At 71.1% G+C, this 24,348-nt stretch carries 15 protein-coding genes and 3 pseudogenes; 6 read left to right on the forward strand and 12 right to left on the reverse strand.

Annotation, left to right across the window (positions count from 1 at the left end; genetic code table 11):
- Positions 1 to 42: 42 nt before the first annotated feature.
- The 10 genes and pseudogenes from ACHBTE_RS20485 to iolC all read right to left on the reverse strand — a co-directional run bounded on the left by ACHBTE_RS20485 (position 43) and on the right by iolC (position 14,681).
- Complete coding sequence (locus ACHBTE_RS20485) at positions 43 to 1,983, reverse strand: AMP-dependent synthetase/ligase (protein WP_394725426.1); 1,941 nt, start codon at positions 1,981 to 1,983, stop codon at positions 43 to 45.
- A 104-nt stretch (positions 1,984 to 2,087) separates the two neighbouring features.
- Positions 2,088 to 3,638, reverse strand: a complete 1,551-nt coding sequence (locus tag ACHBTE_RS20490; protein WP_394725427.1) for a von Willebrand factor type A domain-containing protein — start codon at positions 3,636 to 3,638, stop codon at positions 2,088 to 2,090.
- Positions 3,639 to 3,785: 147 nt separating this feature from the next.
- The gene (locus tag ACHBTE_RS20495; RefSeq protein WP_394725428.1) at positions 3,786 to 4,652 is read right to left on the reverse strand and encodes an ABC transporter permease; all 867 of its coding nucleotides are present in this window, start codon (positions 4,650 to 4,652) and stop codon (positions 3,786 to 3,788) included.
- Entirely contained in the window at positions 4,649 to 7,309 is a 2,661-nt protein-coding gene (locus ACHBTE_RS20500; protein ID WP_394725430.1) for a CocE/NonD family hydrolase, read from the reverse strand. Before ACHBTE_RS20500 ends, ACHBTE_RS20495 begins: the two co-directional genes overlap by 4 nt.
- Positions 7,310 to 7,400: 91 nt before the next feature.
- Complete coding sequence (locus ACHBTE_RS20505) at positions 7,401 to 8,816, reverse strand: APC family permease (protein WP_394725431.1); 1,416 nt, start codon at positions 8,814 to 8,816, stop codon at positions 7,401 to 7,403.
- 199 nt (positions 8,817 to 9,015) lie between these two features.
- A complete protein-coding gene (gene mmsA / locus ACHBTE_RS20510; protein ID WP_394725432.1) occupies positions 9,016 to 10,518 on the reverse strand; it encodes a CoA-acylating methylmalonate-semialdehyde dehydrogenase in 1,503 nt (500 codons plus the stop codon).
- Between the two features lie 14 nt (positions 10,519 to 10,532).
- Positions 10,533 to 12,417: pseudogene (gene iolD, locus ACHBTE_RS20515) on the reverse strand (3D-(3,5/4)-trihydroxycyclohexane-1,2-dione acylhydrolase (decyclizing)).
- Positions 12,414 to 12,731: pseudogene (locus ACHBTE_RS20520) on the reverse strand (5-deoxy-glucuronate isomerase); the annotation flags it as partial. The pseudogenes ACHBTE_RS20520 and iolD, both read right to left, overlap by 4 nt.
- 121 nt (positions 12,732 to 12,852) lie before the next feature.
- Entirely contained in the window at positions 12,853 to 13,734 is an 882-nt protein-coding gene (locus tag ACHBTE_RS20525) for a deoxyribose-phosphate aldolase (RefSeq protein ID WP_394725433.1), read from the reverse strand.
- The gene (gene iolC, locus ACHBTE_RS20530) at positions 13,731 to 14,681 is read right to left on the reverse strand and encodes a 5-dehydro-2-deoxygluconokinase (RefSeq protein ID WP_394725434.1); all 951 of its coding nucleotides are present in this window, start codon (positions 14,679 to 14,681) and stop codon (positions 13,731 to 13,733) included. Before iolC ends, ACHBTE_RS20525 begins: the two co-directional genes overlap by 4 nt.
- Positions 14,682 to 14,818: 137 nt before the next feature.
- Here iolC and ACHBTE_RS20535 point away from each other — a divergent pair.
- The 3 genes and pseudogenes from ACHBTE_RS20535 to ACHBTE_RS20545 form a co-directional block, all read left to right on the forward strand.
- Positions 14,819 to 15,091: pseudogene (locus ACHBTE_RS20535) on the forward strand (2-keto-myo-inositol dehydratase); the annotation flags it as partial.
- Between the two features lie 371 nt (positions 15,092 to 15,462).
- Positions 15,463 to 15,666, forward strand: coding sequence for a helix-turn-helix transcriptional regulator (locus tag ACHBTE_RS20540; RefSeq protein WP_394725435.1), 204 nt, complete (start codon positions 15,463 to 15,465; stop codon positions 15,664 to 15,666).
- A gap of 70 nt (positions 15,667 to 15,736) precedes the next feature.
- Positions 15,737 to 16,327, forward strand: coding sequence for a GNAT family N-acetyltransferase (locus tag ACHBTE_RS20545; RefSeq protein ID WP_394725436.1), 591 nt, complete (start codon positions 15,737 to 15,739; stop codon positions 16,325 to 16,327).
- A gap of 104 nt (positions 16,328 to 16,431) precedes the next feature.
- Here ACHBTE_RS20545 and ACHBTE_RS20550 read toward each other — a convergent pair whose 3' ends face one another.
- Entirely contained in the window at positions 16,432 to 18,663 is a 2,232-nt protein-coding gene (locus ACHBTE_RS20550) for an MMPL family transporter (RefSeq protein WP_394725437.1), read from the reverse strand.
- Between the two features lie 183 nt (positions 18,664 to 18,846).
- Here ACHBTE_RS20550 and ACHBTE_RS20555 point away from each other — a divergent pair, with 183 nt between their 5' ends.
- From ACHBTE_RS20555 to ACHBTE_RS20565, 3 genes are all read left to right on the forward strand, one after another.
- Complete coding sequence (locus tag ACHBTE_RS20555; protein WP_394725439.1) at positions 18,847 to 19,542, forward strand: TetR/AcrR family transcriptional regulator; 696 nt, start codon at positions 18,847 to 18,849, stop codon at positions 19,540 to 19,542.
- 185 nt (positions 19,543 to 19,727) lie between these two features.
- Entirely contained in the window at positions 19,728 to 19,967 is a 240-nt protein-coding gene (locus tag ACHBTE_RS20560; RefSeq protein ID WP_394725440.1) for a heavy-metal-associated domain-containing protein, read from the forward strand.
- Positions 19,968 to 19,975: 8 nt separating this feature from the next.
- The gene (locus ACHBTE_RS20565; protein ID WP_394725441.1) at positions 19,976 to 22,318 is read left to right on the forward strand and encodes a heavy metal translocating P-type ATPase; all 2,343 of its coding nucleotides are present in this window, start codon (positions 19,976 to 19,978) and stop codon (positions 22,316 to 22,318) included.
- A gap of 674 nt (positions 22,319 to 22,992) precedes the next feature.
- Here ACHBTE_RS20565 and ACHBTE_RS20570 read toward each other — a convergent pair.
- Entirely contained in the window at positions 22,993 to 24,282 is a 1,290-nt protein-coding gene (locus tag ACHBTE_RS20570) for a citrate synthase (RefSeq protein WP_394725442.1), read from the reverse strand.
- Between the last annotated feature and the right edge of the window lie 66 nt (positions 24,283 to 24,348).

The raw sequence follows: 24,348 nt of genomic DNA on the forward strand, positions 1-24,348 counted from the left end.
ATCCGCCGCCGCCGCACCATCGGAGTGCGCCCGAACGGACCCTCACTTGCGGTACAGCGCCTCGATCTCGTCCGCGTAGGCCGTCGTCACCGCGTGCCGCTTGACCTTCAGCGAGGGGGTGAGCATGCCGTTGTCCTCGGTGAACTCGCCTTCGACGAGGACGAAGGCCCGAATGGACTCGGCCCGGGAAACGGCCTCGTTGGCGTGGTCGACGGCCCGTTGGACGTCCTCGCGCATCCGCGGGTCCTCGATCACCTCGGCCAACGGGGTGTCGACGGGCAGCTTGCGTACGGCGAGCCAGTGGGCCACCGCCTCGGGGTCGAGGGTGATGAGTGCGCCGACGAAGGGGCGGTTGTCGCCGACGACGAGGCACTGGCCGATGGGCGGGCGGCTGCGCAGCCGGTCCTCCAGGACGGCCGGGGAGACGTTCTTGCCGCCGGAGGTGACGAGGATGTCCTTCTTGCGGCCGGTGATGGTGAGGTAGCCGTCCTCGTCGAGGGCGCCGAGATCGCCGGTGGCGAACCACTCGTCGTCGAGGACGGCGTCGGTGGCGGCCGGGTTGTTCCAGTACGAGCCGAAGACGATGCCGCCCTTGATGAGCACCTCGCCGTCGTCGGCGATCCGGACGGCGGTGCCCGGGACGGGCCGGCCGACCGTGCCCGGGCGCGGCCTCAGGGGCGGGACGATGGTGGCGGCGGCCGTCGTCTCCGTCAGGCCGTAGCCCTCGTAGACGAGGATGCCGGCGGCGTAGAAGAACAGGCTGAGGTCGCGGTCGAGCGGGGAGCCGCCGCTGATGGCGTAGCGCACCCGGCCGCCGATCTCCTTGCGGATACGGCGGTAGACCAGCAGGTCGTACAGGGCCCAGGCGGCGTACAGGCCGGGGCCGGGGCCCTTGCCGGTGCCGAGGAACTTGTGCAGGTGGGCTTCGCCGAAGCGGACGGCGATGCGGTGGGCGCGCTCGAAGGAGGCTCCGCGGCCGATCTTCTCCGCCGTCGCGCGGCCGGTGTCGTGGATCTTCTCGAAGAGGTACGGGACACCGACGAGGAAGGTGGGCCGGAACTCCCTGAGGGCCGGGCGCAGTTCGTCGGGTTTGATGCCGGGGCAGTGGCCGATCTCGATGCGGGCCATCAGACAGGCGATCTGGAGGGTGCGGCCGAGGATGTGGGCGAGCGGCAGGAAGAGGAGGGTGGACGCCTCCTGGTCGGTGACCTCCTTGAAGATCGGGTGCAGCAGCTCGACCGTGTTGGCGGCCTCGGCGTGCAGGTTGGCATGGGTGAGCACACAGCCCTTCGGCCGGCCGGTGGTGCCGGAGGTGTAGCAGAGGGTGGCGATGGTGTCGGGGGTGAGGGCGGCGCGGCGCTTGGTGACCTCGTCGTCGGGGAGGTCCTCGCCGAGGGCGGTGAGCTCGGCGATGGCGCCGGGGGCTCCGGGGGCGGGGTCCTGATCCAGCTGCCATATTCGCGGCTGCTGTTGATGGGCGGCCGTTCCCGTGCGCACCGTGCGCGTGTTCTCCGGTGTCTCGGTGATGACATGGCGGGCGCCGGAGTCCCTGACGATCCACTCGACCTGGTCGGCGGAGGACGTCGCGTAGACGGGGACGGTCTGGCCGCCGGCGGCCCAGACGGCGAAGTCCAGGACCGTCCACTCGTAGCGGGTGCGGGACATGACGGCCACGCGGCCACCCGGCTCCAGGCCCGCCGCCATCAACCCCTTGGCCACGGCGGTGACTTCACGGGCGAAGGCGGCGGCGGTGACGGGGTGCCAGGTGCCGCCCTGGTCGCGGCGCAGGACCACGGCGTCGGGGGCCTCGGCCGCGTTGGTGTAAGGGAGGTCGGCGGTGCTGCCGGTGGTGGGGGGTGGGGCAAGGGGCGGGGTGCGGGCCTCACGGACCACTCCCCCGGCGTCCTTGACCACGTCGACCTGGATGCGGTCCATCAGGTCGGTGCGCTTCTTGGCCCGCTTCAGATCCTTGCGTACGCCCATGTCGGCTCCCGGTGCCAGGTGTACTTACTGGAGAGTCAACTTACTCATGCGTAGCTGAAGGTCAATGCCCGTGACGGACCGGCGCCGCCCCGGCGCGGGCGCGCTCAGTCCAGCAGGTCGGCCGCGCGTCCGATGGTCTCGGCGAGTTCGCGTACGTCCGTGTCCTGAGTCCTCCTCGCCAGGCCCTCGGTGTGTTCCTCGAGGTCGTGCAGGGACGGCGCGCCCGGCAGCGGGGTCCGGCCGGAGTCCTCCTGGCGCAAGGCGTCGGCGAAGTAGGCGGCGGTCGCCGTCACCTGGAATTTCGCGGAGGCGTCGCCGAGGCTCTCGTGCAGGGCGCCGGTCTCCAGCCGGCCCGACTCCTCGTGCGGGGCGCGGCTGGTGGGGTCGAGCCAGCGGACGCTCGCTGTGGCGAGATGGCCCGTCGTGCCGGGGCGGGTGCGCACCGCGTACAGGGCGGTGACCGTGTGGCCGGGGCCGGTCTCGCCGCCGTCGACGGTGTCGTCGCGGAAGTCGTCGTCGGCGACCTGGCGGTTGTCGTAGCCGATGAGGCGGAAGTCGGCGACGGTCGCCGGGTCGAAGGCGATCTGTGCCTTCGCGTCCCGGGCGGTCAGGTCGATGTTGCGGGGGAGCTCCTCGCAGAAGGTCCTGTGGGCCTCCTCGCTCGTGGAGACGTACGTCGTGTGGCCGTCGCCCTTGTCCGCCAGGCGCTCCATCAGGGCGTCGCCGTAGTCGCTGCCGACGCCGACTCCGAAGAGGGTGATGCCGTGTTCGCGGCGTTCGGAGGCGATGCGTTCGAGGATGGCGTCCGCGTCGGTGTCGCCCGTGTTGGCCAGCGCGTCGGAGACCAGGACGACGCGGTTCGTGGCACCCTCGCGCAGCCCCTCGACGGCCGTCTCGTAGCCGGTCTCCACGCCGGCGCCGAGGTTGGTGGAGTCGGTGGGCTCCAGGCCGTCGATCGCGTCGTGGATCTCGTCGCGGTTGCCGTCGAGGCGGGTCATCGGCTGGACGGTCTCGGCCTCGTCGCTGAAGGTGACGAGAGCGACGGAGTCGTCGTCGCGCAGCCGGTCCGTCATCACGCCGAGGGACTTCTTGGCGAGGTCGAGGCGGCCCGGTTCGGCCATGGAGCCGGAGATGTCGATGACGAAGGTCAGCGCGGCGGGCGGGCGTTCGTCCGGGTCCTCGGCGGGGCGGGTGGCCAGGCCCACGCGGACCAGGGACCAGTCGTCGCGGGCGGTGCGGGCGCCGTCGACGGTGACCGTGAAGCCGTTGCCGTCGGGGCGTTCGTAGTCCTGCCGGAAGCTGTTGACGAATTCCTCGGGGCGGACCGTGGACGGCTCGGGCAGCCGGCCCTCGGCGAGGGTGCGGCGGGCGTAGCCGTAGGAGGCGGTGTCGACGTCCAGGGCGAAGGTGGAGAGATGGTCGGGCTCGGGGGCGAACTCCCGGGAGTCCCCGTTCTTGCCGTCGCGCTGCTCGTCCGTGCCGCCGCCGTCGCCGGGCGCGGGGGCCGGTGCCGGGAAGCCGCGCTCCCTGCCGCCGCGGTCCGCGGAGCTGTTCCCGCCGCTGTCGCTCGCGCCGCATCCGGTGAGCAGCAGTGCGCCCGCCGCGGTGAGCGCCGGCAGCGCCGCCCGCAGCCGTCGTGTCCGGTACCGCCCCATCGTCCCTGCCCCCTTGGTCCGTTGACGTCGACTTCTGTGACTGTGACGGGCCGGGGGGCCGGAACGTGCGCTACGGGGCGTTGCGGATGGGTCTCGAAGAGGGCACGGTGACGGGCCGCCGAGACCGGTGGGTGATCTTCCGTTGACCTACGACACGATGTCCTTGCGGGCGAAACCGCGGAAGGCCAGGGCGAACAGCACCAGGGCGTACGTTACCGACAGGGACGTGCCCTGGATCATGTCGGACCAGTCCGGTTGAGGCCGTACGGCGTCGAGCCAGGCGTACTGCCAGTGCGCGGGCAGGAAGTGGCGCCAGTCGCCGAGGGCCGTCACCTCGTCGAGGACGTTGCCGATGATGGTCAGGAACACCGCGCCGCCGACCGCGCCGAGCGGGGCGTCGGTGCGGGTGGACAGCCAGAACGCCAGGGCGGCGGTGACCAGTTGGGACACCATGATGTAGGCGACGACGATCAGCAGGCGCTGCGCGGCGGTGCCGGTGTCCAGCGCGCCGCCGGTGGGCAGCTGGAGCGGGCCCCAGCCGTAGGCCGCGGTGCCGACGGCGAGGGCGACGACCGGGAGCAGGACGAGCGCGGCCAGGCTGAGGCTCAGCCCGACTGCGAGCTTGGACCACAGCAGCCGGCCCCGGGGCACGGGCGCCGCGAGCAGATAGCGCAGGGACGACCAGCTCGCCTCCGAGGCGACCGTGTCCCCGCAGAACAGCGCCACCGGGATGACGAGCAGAAAGCCCGCGGAGGCGAAGAGGTTGACGGCCGCGAAGTTGGCCCCGGACACGGTGGCGGTGTCCATGAGGTTCATCCGGGCGTTGCCGTCGCCCGGTTCGCCGCCCACCTGGAAGGCGACGAGCAGGACGATCGGCAGGGCGAACAGGACGCCGCCCATGACGAGCGTGCGGCGCCGCTTCAGCTGCCGGACCAGCTCGACCCGGAACGGCAGGGTGCGGCCCGCGCGGTAGCCGTCGGCGACCTCGACGGGCGGCTCGGCGAGCTTGCTCATGCTTCGGCTCCGATCAGGGTGAGGAAGGCGTCCTCCAGGCGGCGGTGCGGGCCGACCGACCGCACGGGCACGTCCAGCCGTACGAGGTCGGCGACCAGGCGTTGCGGGGTGCCGTCGGCGTCGAGCTGGACCAGCAGGCCCTCGTCGGCGCGCACGGCGGAGGCGACGCCGGGCAGGGCGGTGACCTTCTCCATGAGGGCTTCGTCCACGGGTGCCGCGGTGCCCACGAGCAGGGTGTCGCCGGAGCCGACGATGTCCTCGACGGGGCCCGCCTGGACGAGCCGCCCGTGGTCCATCACGACCAGGTGGGTGCAGGTCTGCTCGACCTCGGCGAGGAGATGGCTGGAGACGATGACGGTGCGCCCGTCGGCGGCGTAGCGGATCATCACCTCGCGCATCTCCCGGATCTGCGGCGGGTCGAGGCCGTTGGTCGGTTCGTCGAGGATGAGCAGGTCCGGCAGCCCGAGCATGGCCTGGGCGATGGCGAGGCGCTGGCGCATGCCCTGGGAGTAGGTGCGCACGGCTCGGGCGAGGGCGCCGCCCAGGCCGGCGATCCGCAGGGCTTCGTCGAGGTGCGCGTCCTCGGCGGGGCGGCCGGTGGCCCGCCAGTACAGCTCCAGGTTCTCCCGGCCGGACAGATGCGGCAGGAAGCCCGCGCCCTCGACGAAGGCGCCGACGCGGGAGAGCACGGGGGCGCCCGGCGCGATCGCGTGGCCGAAGAGGCGGACCTCGCCGCCGTCCGGCTTGATCAGCCCCATGAGCATCCGCAGGGTGGTCGTCTTGCCGGCGCCGTTCGGCCCGAGCAGGCCCAGCACCTGCCCCTTCTCCACCCGGAACGACAGGTCCTTGACGGCGTACCGGTCGGCGGACTTGGCGTAGCGCTTGCTCAGATCCGTGATCTGGAGCGGCACTTCGGCCAGTGCGGGGTCGGGTGCGGCGGGGGCCGTGGTCCGGCGCCGGCCGGTCAGCAGCAGGGCGAGCGCGACCAGGGCGCCGGCGAGCGGCAGCCACCACACCCAGGCGGGCAGGGACGCCGGCCCGTCCGTGTCGCCGAGCGCCGTCGGCACCTCCAGGTCGCCCTTCAGGGAGACGGTGTACGTCGCCGGGGCGGTCGGGGAGGCGTAGCCGAGGTCGGTGGAGGCGAGGACCAGCCGCAGTCGGTGGCCGTCGTCGATCTCGTGGTCGATCGCCGGGAGGGTGATCGTGACGTCCTTGCCGGCCTCGGCGCCCTCCACCCTGACGGGTTCGACCAGTTGCGAGGGCAGCACCTGCCCCGCCCGGCCGCCCGGGCCGACGTCGTACACCTTGGCGAAGAGCACGGCGTCCTCGCTGGTGGACTTCACATGGACGGTGACCTTCGGCGACCCGGTGATCTGGAGGTCCTCCCGGACGGGCGCCGACTCGAACGCGGCGAACTGGCCGGGGAAGTCGAGGGAGACGCCGACTCCGAGCGAGGACAGCTGGGCGAGGCCGCCGGCGCTGCCGAGTCCGGGGAGGCCCGACACGGCGGGCGGGTTGGCGCCGGCCGGGTTGGCGAAGCGCTGTTGAGCCCGTCCGGTGAGGGCGATGCGCCGCATGTCGCCCGCCAGGCCGGGGTAGGTGTCCGCGTCGACGCCGCTCAGCCGGGGCTCGCCGTCTCCGCTGCCGGTGCCCAGGGTGCGGGTGACTCGGAACGCGGGTCCGGTGTCGGCGCCCTTGTCGCCCTTGAGGTAGCGGTCGAACCAGGACTTCACGCGCCCCTGGATCCGGCCCGGCTCCATGTCGCCGCCGTCATGGCCGCCCGAGATCCAGTCGACGTCGACGGGCGCCCCGTTGGCGCTGATCGCCTTCGCCGCGGCGTCGGCCTGGTCCAGCGGGAACAGGGAGTCGGACTGGCCCTGCATCAGCAGCGTGGGCACGTCGATGCGGTCGCCGACCGCGGACGGCGAGCGCTCCTGGAGCATCGCGCGGGCCTCGGCGTCCGGGGTGCCGGATTCGGCGACCCGGTCGTACATCTCGCAGACCGGCTTGACGAACTTGTCGCAGCCACCGGCGGTGTTGACGAAGATGCCGGCCCACAGCTTCTTGAACACACCGTTCGGGAACAGGGCGTCCGCGAGGTTCCAGTACGTGATCGCCGGGGCTATGGCGTCCACGCGGTCGTCGTGCCCGGCGGTCAGCAGCGCGATGGCCCCGCCGTAGGAGCCGCCCGCCATGCCGACCCGGGGGTCGCCTGATCCGTCGAGCTCGACCGCCGGCTGCTCGGCCAGCCAGTCGAGCAGCCGGGAGACGTCGGCGACCTCGCCCTTCGGGTCGTTGAGCCCGACCTTGCCGGTCGACTTGCCGAAGCCGCGGGCCGACCAGGTCAGGACGGCGTACCCGTCCCGGGCCAGGTCCTCGGCCTGCTGCCGTACGTCGTCCTTGCTGCCGCCGAAGCCGTGGCCCAGCAGCACGGCGGGCCGGCGTCCCGAGCTGCCCGAGGTGAAGTAGGAGGTGTCGATGCGCACCCCGTCCCCCATGTTCATGACCCGGTCGGTGCTGCGCACCGGCGGCGCGTCGTCGTCGGCGACGGCCGTCCATGTACCGGCGCCGGCGAGGACGACGACGCAGGCCGCGGCGGCGAACCACCGTCGCGGCCTGCGTACGCGACCCCGCAGGGCGGGCAGTCGAAGATCCATGCTTCAACCGTACGGGGTGAAGCTGTCGGTCAGTTGTCGACCGAGGGCTGAATCGTGGGACCTTCCACAGAGGTACGGCGGGGTGATTTGTCTACCGCGTTCGTGGTACGTCCGGCGTCTCGTCCGCCGGGATCGACACCAGCCATCGGGTGTCCCGGCGGGGGCGGAGGTACCCGGCCCAGTAGAGGGTCGCCGCCGCCGTGATGCCGCCCGTCCACAGCAGGTGGCCGGTCTCCTGCTCGCTCAGGATGTACACGAGGACCACGATCAGCAGGACCGGCACCGCCGGCCACAGGGGCATCCGCCAGGCGGCCGTGTGCCGGTGGGCGCCCCGGCGGGACAGCAGCGCGGCGATCGCGACCAGCAGGTACATCCCCGTCACCGAGACGCCCGTGACGCCGTACAGGGTGTCGAGGTCGACGAAGCAGAGGGCGGCGCCGGGGACGCCGACGGCGAGGGTGGCGACCCAAGGGGAGCCGAAGCGGCCGAGCTTGGCGAGGACCGAGCTGACCGGCGCGGGCCAGGCCTTGTCGCGGGCCGAGGCGAACAGGACGCGGGAGTTCTGGATGACCATGACGATGCCCGCGTTGATGATCGCCAGGGCCACGCAGAGGCTGACGAAGGCGCCGACCGCGGAATTGGACCAGGCGGTGACCATGGTGGAGATGTCACCGCCGGTCAACTCCCCGATGTCCGGGGCGCCGAGGGTGATGGCGACGACCGGGACGAGGATGATGACGGCGGAGATGCCGAGGGTGGCCAGGACGGTGCGGGCGACGTTGCGGCGCGGGTTCTCCAGCTCCTCGGAGAGATAGACGGCGGTCGAGAAGCCCTGGGTGACGAAGAGGGCGATCGCGAGCCCGGAGACGATCAGCAGCGCCGTCACGGTGTCGGTGCCGCCGTCCGCGCCGGCCACCTGCATCGAGACCAGGCTGCCGGGGCCGCGCTCGGCGTGGGCGAAGCCCAGCACCGCAACGACGGCCGCCGCGATCACCTCCAGGACCAGGAAGACGCCGGTGATCCAGGCGTTGGCGCGCAGGTCGAGCAGTCCGGCGAGGGTGGCGAGCAGCATGACGGCGGCGCCGGCCATCGAGGGGTCGAGGTGGGCGATCGGTGCCAGGTAGTCGGCGGTGCCCATCGCGATGACCGGCGGGACGATCATCACGACCAGCAGCGACAGGACGAAGACGAGCCAGCCCGCGAGCCGTCCGGCAAGCGTCGACACCATCGCGTACTCGCCGCCCGCGCTCGGGATGAGGGTGCCTAGCTCCGAGTAGCAGAACGCCACGGCGATGCAGAGCAGGGAGCCGATGGCGATCGTCGCGGCGGTGGCGGTGCCGAGCGAGCCGAACAGGTCGGGGACGACCACGAAGAGGGTGGAGGCCGGGGTCACGCAGGAGAGCGTGAGCAGGGTGCCGCCGACCACGCCGATGGAGCGCTTGAGCTTCTTCGGGCTGTCCGACGCCTGTGCGACGGGGGCCTCGACAGGGGTGAGGGTGTCGGTCACGAGGGGGATGCAACAGTGACGGAAACCATCGCGTCAATGGCTTGTTACCTACGAAATCCGTTGCTGGAGGGCCTGTTGACGCGTGTTAACGTTGCGTCAAAGCCGTGTACAGCGCGACTTCCGGGCCTGCGGGAACCGCAGAGCGGGCCCGCAAAAAAATGGGGCCGTCCGCGATCCGGACGGCCCCAGACGCTCGGCGTCAGTGGTTGCGCGGGAACCCGAGGTCGACGCCGGAGGGCGCGTCGGCCGGGTCCGGCCAGCGGGTGGTGACGACCTTGCCGCGGGTGTAGAAGTGCGTGCCGTCGTTGCCGTAGATGTGGTGGTCGCCGAAGAGCGAGTCCTTCCAGCCACCGAAGCTGTGGTAGCCGACGGGGACCGGGATCGGGACGTTCACGCCGACCATGCCGGCCTCGATCTCCAGCTGGAAGCGGCGGGCGGCGCCGCCGTCCCGGGTGAAGATCGCGGTGCCGTTGCCGAACGGCGAGGCGTTGATCAGGGCCACGCCGTCCTCGTACGTCTCGGCGCGCAGCACGCACAGCACCGGGCCGAAGATCTCGTCCTGGTACGCCTTGGCGCTGGTCGGCACCTTGTCGAGCAGCGAGATGCCGATCCAGTGGCCGTCCTCGAAGCCGTCGACGGTGTAGCCGGTGCCGTCGAGGACGACCTCGCAGCCCTCGGCCGCCGCGCCCGCGACGTACGACGCCACCTTGTCGCGGTGCACGGCCGTGATCAGCGGGCCCATCTCGGAGGTCGGGTCGTTGCCCGGACCGATCTTGATCTTCTCGGCGCGCTCGCGGATCTTCTCCACCAGCTCGTCACCGATCGCCCCGACCGCGACGACGGCGGAGATGGCCATGCAGCGCTCGCCCGCGGAGCCGTAGGCGGCCGACACGGCGGCGTCGGCGGCGGCGTCCAGGTCGGCGTCCGGCAGGACCAGCATGTGGTTCTTGGCGCCGCCGAGCGCCTGCACGCGCTTGCCGTTGGCGGAGGCGGTGGTGTGGATGTAGCGGGCGATCGGGGTCGAGCCGACGAAGGAGACGGCCTTGACGTCCGGGTGCTCGAGGAGGCGGTCGACGGCCACCTTGTCGCCGTGCACGACGTTGAAGACGCCGTCCGGGAGGCCGGCCTCCGACAGCAACTCGGCGATCTTGACAGCCGCCGACGGGTCCTTCTCGCTCGGCTTGAGCACGAAGGTGTTGCCGCACGCGATGGCGATCGGGAACATCCACATCGGGACCATCGCCGGGAAGTTGAACGGCGTGATGCCCGCGACGACACCCAGCGGCTGGCGGATCGACGAGACGTCGACGCGGCTGGCGACCTGCGTGGACAGCTCGCCCTTGAGCTGCACGGTGATGCCGCACGCCAGGTCGACGATCTCCAGGCCGCGCGCCACCTCGCCGAGGGCGTCGGAGTGCACCTTGCCGTGCTCGGCGGTGATCAGCTCGGCGATCGCGTCCCGGTTGGCGTCCAGCAGGGCGCGGAACTTGAACAGGATCGAGGTGCGCTGGGCCAGCGAGGACTGGCCCCAGGTCAGGTACGCCTCCTTGGCGGCGGCGACCGCGGCGTCCACCTCGTCGACCGAGGCGAACGCGACCTTCGTGGTGACCGCGCCGGTCGCCGGGTCGGTGACCGGCCCGAACGTGCCCGACGCGCCTTCGGCGGTCTTACCGCCGATCCAGTGGTTGACGATCTTCGTCATGCCCAGATACTCCTTCACAAGTGGCGGCGTCGGGTCGAGACGTGCCGTTCGTACAGCTCACGTGCCTTGACCGCCGACGGTCGGGTCGCGGTCTCGGCCACAGGAACATCCCACCAGGCATGCGCGGGCGGCGCGCCCGACACAGTGTCTGCCGTTTCGGTCTCGACGTAGACACAAGTGGGAGTGTCGGCCGCACGGGCCTCGGCGAGCGCCTCGCGCAGGTCGCGCACGGTCTTCGCGCGCAGCACCCGCATGCCCAGACTGGCGGCGTTGGCGGCCAGGTCGACGGGGAGCGGGGCGCCCGTGAACGAGCCATCGGCCGCCCGATGGCGGTAGGCGGTGCCGAAGCGCTCGGCACCCGTCGCCTCCGACAGACCGCCGATGGACGCGTACCCGTGGTTCTGCACCAGCACCACCTTGATCGCGATGCCCTCCTGCACCGCGGTCACGATCTCCGTCGGCATCATCAGATAGGTGCCGTCGCCCACCAGCGCCCACACGGGCCGGTCCGGGGCGGCCGTCTTGACGCCGATCGCCGCCGGGATCTCGTAGCCCATGCAGGAGTAGCCGTACTCCACGTGGTACTGGTCCCGGGAGCGGGCCCGCCACAGTTTGTGCAGATCGCCGGGGAGGGAACCGGCCGCGTTGACGATCACGTCCGTCTCGTCGACGATCGCGTCCAGCGCGCCCAGGACCTGCGGCTGTGTCGGCCGTACGTCCGGCTCGTCGGCCTCGTAACAGGCGTCGACCCGCTGCTCCCAGCGCTCCTTGTCCTCGGTGTACTCGGTGACGTACGCGTCGGCGGCCCGGTAAGCGTGCAGGTCCAGGGCCACCGTCAGCTCGGTCAGTCCGCTGCGGGCGTCCGCGATCAACGGCATCCCGGCGAGTTTGTGACCGTCGTAGGGCGCGATGTTGAGGTTGAGGAAGCGGACCTCGGGGTGGGCGAAGAGGGTGCCGGAGGCCGTCGTGAAGTCGGTGTGGCGGGTGCCGACGCCGATCACCAGGTCGGCGGTGCGGGCGAGCTCGTCGGCGGTGGCGGTGCCGGTGTGGCCGACGCCGCCGACGTCCTGGGGGTGGTCGTGGCGCAGGGAGCCCTTGCCGGACTGGGTGGAGGCGACGGGGATACGGGTGAGCGCGGCGAACTCGGCGAGGGCCTCCTCGGCACGGCTGTGGTGGACGCCGCCGCCGGCGACGACCAGCGGCCTGCGAGCGTCCCTGATCGCCCGCACCGCCTCGGCCAGTTCGGTCGGGTCGGCGCCCGGCCTGCGCACCACCCAGGTGCGCTCGCTGAAGAACTCGTCCGGCCAGTCGTACGCCTCGGCCTGCACGTCCTGCGGAAGCGCCAGTGTGACCGCGCCCGTCTCCACGGGATCCGTGAGGATCCGCAGCGCGTTCAGCGCCGACGGGATCAGGGCCTGCGGGCGGGTGATCCGGTCGAAGTACCTGGAGACCGGCCGCAGACAGTCGTTGACCGACACATCGCCGGCGTACGGCACCTCCAGCTGCTGGAGAACCGGGTCGGCGGGGCGGGCGGCGAAGACGTCGCCGGGCAGGAGCAGGACCGGGAGGTGGTTGACGGTCGCGAGCGCGGCGCCCGTGACGAGGTTGGTCGCGCCCGGGCCGATGGACGTGGTGACCGCGTGGGTGGCCAGGCGGTTCGACTGCCGGGCGAAGCCCGACGGCCGCGTGCACCATCGCCTGTTCGTTACGCCCCTGGTGGTACGGCATGACATCGCCGTACTCGAGGAGCGCCTGGCCGATCCCGGCGACATTGCCGTGCCCGAAGATGCCCCAGGTGGCGCCGATCAGACGCCGCCGTACGCCGTCGCGTTCGGTGTACTGGACGGACAGGAACCGGACGAGCGCCTGTGCGACCGTGAGCCTCGTCGTCGAGGTCATCGGCAACTCCCTGTGGCTGCTGCGTGGACCGGACGGGGGCAGATCCGCCACTGCCGGGACGCGGCCCGAACGGCCCTCACCTTCCAGTAGTACATGGCATGGCCGGGCCCGGCGATCGACGGGCCGTGCCCGGCGCCGGGGACGAGCGCGGGGTCACCGGAGCGGACCCGCGCGAGGACGCCGGATCCGCCCGTGGGTGAGGGAACCTCCGGCGCGGGGCCGTAGCGGGCGGGGAGTCTTCGCTCGCACTTCGCTCCTGCCAAAGCAAAGCGGCCACCCGCGCCGGAGGCGATCTGTGTGCCGGCGCTCCGCGGGGAGGGCCGGCGGGGAACTGCGGATAGTGCGGTGCCGACCGCACCGGTACGGAGGCACTCCGCGGCGACAGCGCCACGCGGCCTTCCGGTCCGGCACGTCCGGCTCCTGGTCATGGGAACCTCACAGCAGTCCTACGGTCGTGTCGACGGCGGCGGCCACGTCCCCGTCCGCCGGGTAGAGCAGCGAACGGCCGACCACCAGGCCCTGCACGGTGGGTAGTTGAAGAGCGCCCCGCCACTTCTCGTATGCCCCGTCCTGATCGTCACCGACCTCGCCGCCGAGGAGAACGGCCGGCAGCGTGGAGGTTGCCATGACCTCGGCCATGTCGTCAGGGTTTTCGGTGACCGGCAGCTTCAGCCAGGTGTAGGCGGAGGTGCCGCCCAGCCCGGAGGCGATGGCGATCGACTTGGTGACGGCCTCGGCCGACAGGTCGTTGCCGACCTTGCCGTCGGGGGTGCGGTGACTGAGGAAGGGCTCGACGAAGACCGGGAGTTGGCGCGCGGCCATGTCGTCGACGGCACGGGCGGTGGACTCCATGGTGGTGAGGGAGCCCGGGTCGTCGTAGTCGATGCGCAGCAGCAGCTTGCCCGCGTCGAAGCGCAGCCGCTCGATGTCCTCGGGGCGGTGGCCGGTGAAGCGGTCGTCCAGTTCGAAACGCGCGCCCTGGAGGCCGCCGCGGTTCAAGGAACCCATGACGACCTTGCCGTCGAGGGCGCCGAGCAGCAGCAGGTCGTCGAGGATGTCGGCGGTGGCGAGAACGCCGTCGACACCCGGGCGGGACAGCGCGAGGCAGAGGCGTTCGAGCAGGTCGGCGCGGTTGGCCATGGCCATGCCGCGACCGCCGACGCCGAGCGCGCCACGGGCCGGGTGGTCGGCCGCGACGATCATCAGCCGCCCGGAGTCGCCCAGCAGCGGCCGGCGGGTCCGGCGGGCGGCGGCCTCGGTGATCGCTTCGGGGTGCCGGGTGCGCAGGCGGACGAGTTCCGCGATGTCCACGCTCACTTGACGGCCCCCGCGGCGAGCGCGGCCTCGATCTCGTCGGGCCTCGGCATCGCGGAGGAGCACTCCAGCCGGGAGGCGACGATGGCGCCGGCGGCGTTCGCATGGCGCACGGTCCTCTCCAGGTCCCAGCCCTCGATCAGCCCGTGACACAGGGAGCCGCCGAAGGCGTCACCGGCGCCGAGGCCGTTGAGGACGGTCACGGGCAGGGGCGGGACCGCGGCCTGATCGCCCTCGCGGTTGACGGCGAGGACACCCTTGGGACCCTGCTTGACGACGGCGATCTCCACACCGGCGGCCAGCAGCGCGCGGGCGGCGGCGTGCGGTTCGCGGACGCCCGTGGCGACCTCCACCTCGTCGAGATTGCCCACGGCGACGGTGGTGTGCCTCAGGGCCTCGGCGTAGAAGGGGCGGGCCGCGTCCGGGTCGTCCCAGAACATGGGGCGCCAGTCGAGGTCGAAGACGGTGATGCCGGACCGGGCGCGATGGGCAAGGGCCGCGAGCGTCGCCGTACGGCTTGGCTCCTCGCTCAGGCCGGTGCCGGTGACCCAGAAGATACGGGCGTCGCGGATGGCGTCGAGGTCCAGCTCGTGGGCGTCGATCTCCAGGTCGGGGGCCTTGGGCCGCCGGTAGAAGTACAGCGGGAAGTCGTCCGGCGGGAAGACCTCGCAGAAGGTGACCGGGGTGGGCAGGCCGGGGACCGGGGTGACCCAGCGGTCGTCGACGCCGAAGCCCTTCAGGGCCTCGTGGAGGTAGGTGCCGAAGGGGTCGTCGCCGGTGCGGGTGATCACCGCGGACCGCCGTCCCAGGCGCGCCGCGGCGACCGCGACGTTCGCGGCCGAGCCGCCGAGGAACTTCCCGAAGGACGTGACCTGCGGCAGCGGGACGCCGGTCTGGAGGGGGTAGAGGTCCACTCCGATCCGCCCCATGGTGATCAGGTCGTGCGCCATCGCGTTCCCTTCGTATCGGCCCTTCGTATCGGCCCTTCCGGCTTTGTAGTCCGAGGAATGCGACCCTGTCAATGTTTTGTCCAGACATACGGACCAGACCTTGCCGGTGCTTGTCGCGCGCGCTGAAGCCGACCGCCATGACGTCGTTGCCACCGCAGTCCTCACTGTCCCGCATCCGCATCGGGACGGCTCCCGACCCATGGGGCGTCCGGTTCCCCGACGACCCCTGGCAGGTCCCCTGGCGGCGCTTCCTCGACGAGGTCTCGGGGTCCGGCTACGAGTGGATCGAGCTGGGCCCGTACGGGTATCTGCCGACCGACCCCGCCGTCCTCGCCGAGGAGACGGAGCGGCGTGGCCTGAAGGTGTCGGCCGGTACGGTGTTCACGGGCCTGCAGCGCGGCGTGGCCGTGTTGTGGTCGTGCGGGGCGCAGGGGGCCGGTGGGGCGCCGGGGCCCGGCCCACCGTTGCGTCCGCGTCAGCGGTGTCGGCGGCCCGGACGAGCTCGCGGCCACTGCGCCTTCGACTACTGTGCACACCCCCGCTGTCAACGCGCCTCGCCCTTCAGCCGGCGTGCGCTGTTTGCGGCAGCTGTGTCACAAGCGCACCTCTTCTGTCACACGTGTCCCATGTACGCGGGTCTTGCGTCACACCCGCGCACGGGCCCTGTCCGCTGCTCACTTCGCGTCGTTGACCGGACACAGGCTTTGTGATCGCCAGCGCGCCGCACGGTCCCCCCGACGACCGCTCCCGGTCGCCACCGAGGCGCGCGCAGGGAGGTGCAATGACGACCGACCGAATGCTCTGGTCCTACAAGGAGATCGCGGCGCACATCAAGGTCCAGCCGGACACCGTGCGGTCCTACCGCAAGCACGGGCTGCTGCCGCCGCCCGACCATGTGGAGGGCGGCAAGCCCTTCTGGTACCCGGACACCGTCCGGGCCTGGGTGGCCTCCCGCCCGGGCAACCGGGGGCGCAGGGCGGACTGACCGCGCGGCACGGACCGGCCTCCCGGAAAACCAGCTGTGCCCCACCCCTGGTGTGGGGCACAGTCTGTCCATGAGCGACTTCTCCGTGAAACCCGTACTCCGCGGCGAGCGGGCGCTGTTGCGTCCCTTCGAGGCGGAGGACGTGCCCGTGCTGGCGCGGATCCTTGACGACCCCGAGGTGGCCCGGCTGACCGGCAGTCCGGAGGAACCCCTCGGGATGGACCGGCTGCGCGCCTGGTACGGGAGCCGCAACGACCAGACCGACCGGCTCGACCTCGCCGTCGTGGACCTGGCGAGCGGTGCCCTCGTCGGCGAAGTCGTGCTGAACAACTGGGACGAACCCAACCGCAACTGCAACTTCCGCATCCTGATCGGCCCCGGCGGACGCGACCGCGGACTGGGCACGGAGGCCGCCAGGCTGATCGTGGGGTACGCCTTCGAGCAACTCGGTCTGCACCGCGTCTCGTTGCACGTCCTGTCCCACAACCCACGGGCCCGGCGCGCCTACGAGAAGGTCGGATTCGTCGCCGAAGGCGTCGACCGGCAGTCGCTGTGGCAGGGCGGCGAGTGGATCGACGAGATACGCATGGCGATCCTCGCCCCGGAATGGGCCACCCACCACGGCCGCCCGGACATCGCATCCGTACCGGCGACGACGTGACCCTTACGCCGTCCACTCCGTGACCGTCATGCCCCAGCCGCAAGCCGGCTCGCCCCCGCGCCGCTGGTGTTCCCGCGACGCGGTCGGAACCCACGCGGGTCGGGTCAGCCGTGGACACTCACCTTGTCCCGCGCCCGGGCCGGCTCGGCCGCCGGGGTCGGGGCCGGCTCCCCCTCGCTCAGCCCGAACCGTTCGTGGAAGCGCCGCAACGTCCCCGGCGCCCACCATGTCGCCCGCCCCGTGAGGCGCATCACCGCGGGGACCAGGAGGCTGCGGACGATCATCGCGTCCATCACCACCGCCAGGGCGATGCCGAGCCCGAGCATCTTGGTGTTGGTCACCCGCGAGGTGCCTATCGCGACCATCACCACCGCGAGGATCACGGCGGCTGCGGTGATCAGGCCACCGGTGCGGGCCAGGCCGTGCCGGACCGCCTGGTCGTGGTCGCCGGTCGTGTCGTACTCCTCCTTGATGCGGGACAGCAGGAACACGCCGTAGTCCATGGAGAGGCCGAAGGCCACGCAGAACATCAGCACCGGGAGGGTCGTCTCGATCGAGCCGGGGCTGGTGAAGCCGAGCAGGCCGGAGAGATGACCGTCCTGGAAGACCCAGACCACCGCGCCGAACATCGCCGTCAGGCTCAGCGCGTTGAGCACCACCGCCTGGATCGGGATCAGCACACTGCCGGTCAGCAGGAAGACCAGCAGCAGGGTGACGATCACGATGAAGACGGCCGCCAGCGGGAGGCGCTCGGCTATCGCGTCCTTGGAGTCGACGAGGACCGCCGCGGCGCCGGTCACCTCGGTGTCGAACGGGGCCTCGGTGGCGCGCAGTTCGCCCACCAGGCGCTGGGCAGGATCGTCGACCGCCTCGCCCCTCGGCTGCACCGTGAAGTACGCAGACTCGCCCTTCACCAGTGGTCCCTCGACCCGGAGCACATCGGGGAGGGCGGCGATGCGCCCCTTGTAGTCGGCGTACTGCGCCTGTGTCGCAGCGCCCTCGGCCAGCACCTCCAGGCCGCCTCCGGGGCTGCCCGGGAAGCCTTCACGGATGTGCTGCTGCACCACATGGGACTCCGCGCTGGACGGCAGCTGGCGGTCGTCGGCGGTGCCGAACTTCACGCCCAGGAAGGGCAGTCCGAGCAGGACCAGGACGGTGGTGGTACCCAGGGCGAAGAACGGGGCCCTGCGCATGACGACGTTCGCCGTACGGGTCCAGCCCCTGCCCTCCTGTGCTCCGGCCGCACCGTCGGCTCCGGACGGCTCGGGCCGTGCGCGCCGGAACAGGCGACGCAGATCCAGCGAGTTGACCCGGTGGCCGAGCAGGATCAGCGCGGCGGGGAGCAGGATCAGCGCAGCCGCCGCGGCCAGCAGCACGACCGCGATCCCGGCGTAGGCGAAGGACCGCAGGAAATACTGCGGGAAGAGCAGCATCGCCGCGAGGGAGACGGCCACGGTGAGGGCCGAGAACAGGACCGTGCGCCCGGCCGTGCGCAAGGTGGTGCCGATCGCCGTCAACGCTTCGGCGCCGGTGGCGAGTTCCTCGCGGAAGCGGCGGACGATGAACAGCGCGTAGTCGATGGCCAGGCCCAGACCGAGGGCCGTGGTGAGGTTCATCGCGAAGACCGAGACGTCGGTGAACTCGGTCAGGCCGCGCAGCACCGCGTTCGTGCCGAGGATGGCGACGATGCCGATGCCCAGCGGCAGCAGGGCCGCCACCGCGCTGCCGAAGACCATCACCAGCAGCACCAGCGTGACCGGCAGGGCTATCACCTCGGCACGGAGCAGGTCCTCCTGGATGATCGTCTGCATCTCGTGCCGTACGGCGACGGGGCCGCCGACGGTGACCTCCACCGGGCCGTGAGTGCCGCGGAGTTTCGGTGCGAGGCGGTCCAGGGTCTCGCCCGCCTCCTTCTCCTCGCCGGTGATACGGGCGGCGATCAACGCTTCACGGCCGTCCTGCGCGCGCATGGCCGGCGACTCGGTCTGCCAGTAGGAGCCGACCCCGGTGACGCCCTTCTCACGGGCCAGGCGCTCGGCGAGCCGCTTGGCCTCGGCGGCGACCGCGGGGTCGTCCACGGAGGCGCTGCCCGCGTCCACCAGCAGCAGAAGGTTGGGCTGGGAGGCGGGGAACTCGCGCTCCAGTGCCTTCGTCGCATAGGTCGACTCGGCGTGCGGGTCCTCCCAGCCGCCGCTGCCCAGGCGGTCGGCGACACCGCTGCCGGCCAGCACGGCGAGCGCGGTGATCACCAGGGCCACGAGCAGCGACAAGCGGGGCCGGGCCGTGACGAAGCGGGTCCAGCCTCCGATACGGGGTGGCCTGTTGACTTCGGTCATTGTGCGGTGTCCCCTTCACCCTGATCCATGCTGTGCGCAGCGGGCAGCATGGATCAGTCGTCGCCGATCACTGCCTTACTGCCATTGCCATAGACTGAAAACACGAGACATCGCTCGCGTTTCTCAAGAATGCGAGCGACCACTCGCGTTTGTCAATCGCGTTCGGAGAGCTGGGGATAACGCGTGTCCGCCAATCAGGAGAAGGGCGACCGGGCCCGCCAGGGGAAGGGCGACCAGGCCCACGAGGAGAAAGAGCAGCCGCGCCGCCGCCAGGCCCGCGGCGAGCGCCGCGTCGCCCAACTGCTCGAGGCCGCGGCCAACGTCTTCACCACCACGGGCTACACGGCCGCCAGCACCAATGCCATCGCCCGCGAGGCGGGCGTCTCGCCGGGCACGCTGTACCAGTTCTTCCCGAACAAGGAAGCGATCGCGATCGAGCTGGGCAGCCGGCTCATGGCCGAGATGCGCGCGACCTACGGCGAGGCGCTCGCGCCGGTCGACCCCGCGACCCCGCTGGAGGAGGCCGTCGCCGCGGCGGTGGACCGGTTCATCGCCTTCAATTGCGAACACCCGGTGTTCTTCGCGCTGATGCATGGCCCCGACATCCCAGGCCGGATCGCCGAGGAGCACGACGCCCTGCACGCGACCCTGCTCTCCCGGATCGTGGACCTGCTCTCCTCCCTCCTCCCCGACACCCCGCCGGCGGACCTCACGCGCACCGCGCATATGAGCCTCGGCATGTATATGGCGGGCCTGGAGCTGGTCCTCGCCCACGACGGGCCCGAGCGCGACGCCTATGTGCGGGAGTTGAAGAACGCCCTGATCCGCTATCTCGCACCCCTGGTGGGTGACGGCCCCGGCCGCCTCGACCCGACCTGAACCGACCCGACCTGAACCGACCCGGCCTGAACCGACCCGGCCTGAACCGGCACGGAACCCCCGGGGTGAGGCCCGCCGGACCACGGCGACCCCTCTTGGAGAAATACCCCGTAGGGGTATACCGTGGAGACTGGAGGGGCCCCCACGGTCCCGTCAGCCCCACATGCCTCGACGAGGAGAACGACATGACCGCCCAGACCGACACCCCGGGTTCCGTCACCGCCGTCTACAAGGTGAACGGCATGAGCTGCGGCCACTGCGAGGGTGCCGTCTCCGGCGAGATCTCCGAGCTTCCCGGGGTCAGCTCGGTGAAGGCCGTCGCCTCGACCGGCGAGGTCACCGTCGTATCGGCCGCCCCGCTGGACGAGGAGGCCGTACGCGCCGCCGTCGACGAGGCCGGTTTCGAACTGGCCGGCAAGGTCTGAGCCTGGCCATGCCCCGCACCACCGACCACTCGCCGATACCCGGACCGACCGGTGCGACCGACCCGCCCGGCCCGACCGGCACGCCCCGCACCACCGAAGTGGAGCTCCGCATCGGCGGGATGACCTGCGCCTCCTGCGCGGCCCGCGTCGAGAAGAGGCTCAACCGCATGGACGGCGTCCGGGCCACGGTCAACTACGCGACGGAGAAGGCGAAGGTCAGCTACTCCACGGAGATCCAGGTCGCCGACCTGATCGCCACCGTGGAGCGCACGGGCTACACGGCGGAGGAACCCACTCCGCCGCGACCCGCACCCCTGGAGACTCCGGCCGACCCCCACAAGGCCCCCGAAGGCCCCGAAGACCCCGAAGGCCCCGAAGCGGCGGCCGATGCTCCCGAACTGGCCTCCTACCGCCGGCGCTTCACCGTCTCCGCCCTGCTCGCCGTCCCCGTCATCCTGCTGTCGATGATCCCGGCGCTCCAGTTCGACAACTGGCAGTGGCTCGCCCTCACCCTCGCCTCACCGGTCGTCGTCTGGGGCGGGCTGCCCTTCCACCGGGCCGCGTTCACCAACCTCCGGCACGGCGCCGCGACCATGGACACGTTGGTCTCCGTGGGCACGTTGGCCGCCTACGCGTGGTCCCTGTGGGCCCTGTTCCTCGGCGACGCCGGTATGGCCGGCATGCGCGACGACTTCGAGTTCACCGTCTCCCGCGTGGACGGCGCCTCGCAGATCTACTTCGAAGTGGCCTCCGGAGTGGTCACCTTCATCCTCCTCGGTCGCTATCTGGAGGCCCGGGCCAAGCGGCGCGCGGGTGCCGCACTGCGCGCCCTGATGGAACTCGGCGCGAAGGACGTGGCCGTGCTGCGGGACGGCCGTGAGGTCAGGGTCCCGGTCGGCCGGCTGGCCGTCGGCGACCGGTTCGTCGTGCGGCCCGGCGAGAAGATCGCCACGGACGGCACCGTCGTCGAGGGCGCTTCCGCCGTCGACGCCGCCATGCTCACCGGCGAGTCGGTGCCGGTCGACGTGACCGTCGGGGACGCGGTCACCGGCGCGACGGTCAACACCGCCGGGCGGCTCGTCGTCGAGGCGACCCGGATCGGCGCCGACACCCGGCTCGCGCGCATGGCGCAGCTGGTGGCGGACGCACAGAACGGCAAGGCCGAGGTGCAACGGCTCGCCGACCGCGTCTCCGCGGTGTTCGTCCCGGCGGTGATCGTCCTCGCGGTCGCCACCTTCGGCCTGTGGCTCGGCGCCACTGACGACACGGTCGCCGCGTTCACCGCGTCCGTCGCGGTCCTGATCATCGCCTGCCCCTGCGCCCTGGGGCTCGCCACCCCCACCGCCCTCATGGTCGGCACGGGACGCGGCGCCCAGCTCGGCATCCTCATCAAGGGCCCCGAGGTCCTGGAGTCCACGCGTCGCATCGACACCGTCGTCCTGGACAAGACGGGCACGGTCACCACTGGCAGCATGACCCTCCAGCGGGTGTACGTCACCGAAGGCGCCGACGAGGAGCAGGTGCTGCGCCTCGCCGGCGCGGTGGAGCACGCGTCGGAGCATCCCGTCGCCCGTGCGATCGCCCTGGGCGCCGAGGAGCGCCTCGGCCGCCTGCCGGAGGCCGAGGAGTTCCAGAACGTGCCCGGGCGGGGCGTACACGGGCGGGTGCGGGGCCATGAGGTGGTCGTGGGGCGACTCGCCGAGCAGGCGGTCGCGCTGCCCGCCGGGCTCGCCCGCGCCAAGGACGAGGCCGAGCGGGACGGCCGTACGGCTGTCGTGGTGGCCTGGGACGGGGTGGCCCGCGGGGTCCTCGCCGTCGCGGACGCGGTGAAGGAGACCAGCGCGGAGGCGGTGCGCGAGCTGCGCGCGCTGGGCCTCACGCCGGTACTGCTGACCGGCGACAACCGGGCGGTCGCCGAGGCGGTGGCGCAGGCCGTCGGCATCGATCAGGTGATCGCGGAGGTCCTGCCCGAGGACAAGGTGGAGACCGTACGCCGGCTCCAGCGCGACGGGCGGTGCGTCGCCATGGTCGGCGACGGCGTCAACGACGCGGCTGCGCTCGCCGTCGCCGATCTGGGGCTCGCCATGGGGACCGGGACGGACGCGGCGATCGAGGCCGGCGATCTGACGCTGGTGCGCGGGGACCTGCGGGTGGCCGCCGACGCGATCCGGCTGTCCCGCAGGACGCTGGCGACGATCAAGGGCAACCTCGCGTGGGCCTTCGGCTACAACGTCGCCGCCCTGCCGCTGGCCGCGGCGGGGCTGCTGAATCCGATGATCGCGGGGGCCGCGATGGCCTTCTCGTCGGTGTTCGTGGTGACGAACAGTCTGCGGCTGCGCACGTTCCGGTGAATTCGTAGCAAGAACCGCACTGGGTCCCTCTGGAGTCCGGCGCCCGGCTCACATAAGCTCTTCACAAGACTCGCGCATCGTCCTTACGCTTGGGTCTCGATCGCCATATCGGTTCCCTTGCGCATCTAACGGACATATGCAAGAGACGCAGATCACAGTGATGTGAACGTAACCATCGAAGGGGTTCGACGGTCTAAGTTGACGATGTCAGACGGCGTCTTGGGGGGCGCCACCTGGCATCTGAGGATGTCTTGGGGGACTTCCTCAGAGTTGCGTTGCCGGGGCACGCACGTCGGGAAGCTTTGAGCGGCCCTCCCGAGCGTGCGCTGTCCCGGCAGATCGCAGAGACAACCGCATACATGAGTACGTCGAGTTTTGCTCGTTCTGCTCAACAGCGATTCAGGCGCTGTCTTCACAGACGCCCGGGCCGGATCCCGTGGGGGGAATCCGCACCGGGACATGGGAAGGCGCCCTGGACGTCGGCCCGTGGGGGGACCGGCGCCAGGGCGCCTTCTTTTTGCCCCGCTTGATCGCACGCCTTCCTCTTTGCCCGCCCGTGCGCACGCCCCCCCGCTTCGCCCTCTCGTACGCACGCCCCCCGCTTCGCCCTCCCGTACGCACATGAAAGCCCCGCACCCGGCCGACGCCGGATACGGGGCTCCTGGTGAGGAGGCTCAGCGCTCCTCGACGGGAACGAAGTCGCGCTCCACCACGCCCGTGTAGATCTGGCGCGGGCGGCCGATACGGGAACCCGGCTCCTTGATCATCTCGTGCCACTGGGCGATCCAGCCCGGCAGGCGGCCGAGGGCGAACAGGACCGTGAACATCTCGGTCGGGAAGCCCATGGCCCGGTAGATCAGACCGGTGTAGAAGTCGACGTTCGGGTAGAGGCTGCGCGAGACGAAGTAGTCGTCGGAGAGCGCGTGCTCCTCCAGCTTCAGCGCGATGTCCAGCAGCTCGTCGGACTTGCCGAGGGCGGACAGCACGTCGTGCGCGGCGGCCTTGATGATCTTGGCGCGCGGGTCGAAGTTCTTGTAGACCCGGTGGCCGAAGCCCATCAGGCGGACGCCGTCCTCCTTGTTCTTCACCTTGCGGATGAAGGTGTCGACGTCGCCGCCGGAGTCGCGGATGCCCTCCAGCATCTCCAGCACCGACTGGTTGGCACCGCCGTGCAGCGGGCCCCACAGGGCGTTGATGCCGGCGGAGATCGAGGCGAACATGTTCGCCTGCGAGGAGCCGACCAGGCGGACCGTGGAGGTCGAGCAGTTCTGCTCGTGGTCCGCGTGCAGGATCAGCAGCTTGTCCAGGGCGGAGACGACGATCGGGTCCAGCTCGAACTCCTGCGCGGGGACCGAGAAGGTCATGCGCAGGAAGTTCTCGACATAACCGAGGTCGTTGCGCGGGTAGACGAACGGGTGGCCCACGGACTTCTTGTAGGCGTACGCCGCGATCGTCGGAAGCTTGGCGAGCAGGCGGATGGTCGAGAGGTTGCGCTGCTGCTCGTCGAACGGGTTGTGGCTGTCCTGGTAGAAGGTGGACAGCGCGGAGACGACCGAGGACAGCATGGCCATCGGGTGGGCGTCGCGCGGGAAGCCCTTGTAGAAGTTCTTGACGTCCTCGTGCAGCAGGGTGTGCTGCGTGATGTCGTTCTTGAACGAAGAGAGCTCGTCGACGGTGGGCAGCTCGCCGTTGATCAGCAGGTAGGCGACCTCCAGGAAGGTGGAGCGCTCGGCCAGCTGCTCGATCGGGTAGCCGCGGTAGCGGAGGATGCCCGCCTCGCCGTCGAGGTAGGTGACGGCGGATTTATAGGCGGCGGTGTTGCCGTAGCCGCTGTCCAGCGTCACCAGACCGGTCTGGGCGCGGAGCTTGCCGATGTCGAAGCCCTTGTCGCCGACGGTGCTGTCAATCACCGGGTAGGTGTACTCGCCGTCGCCGTACCGCAGTACTACAGAGTTGTCGCTCACGTCTTCCCTCACCGACGTTGTGCCTCATCTTCGAGGTTGCCCTGACTGTCTCTACCCTCCCCCATT

Origin of the sequence: Streptomyces sp. M41 (genome assembly GCF_043673425.1) — a bacterium.
Classification (GTDB): domain Bacteria; phylum Actinomycetota; class Actinomycetes; order Streptomycetales; family Streptomycetaceae; genus Streptomyces.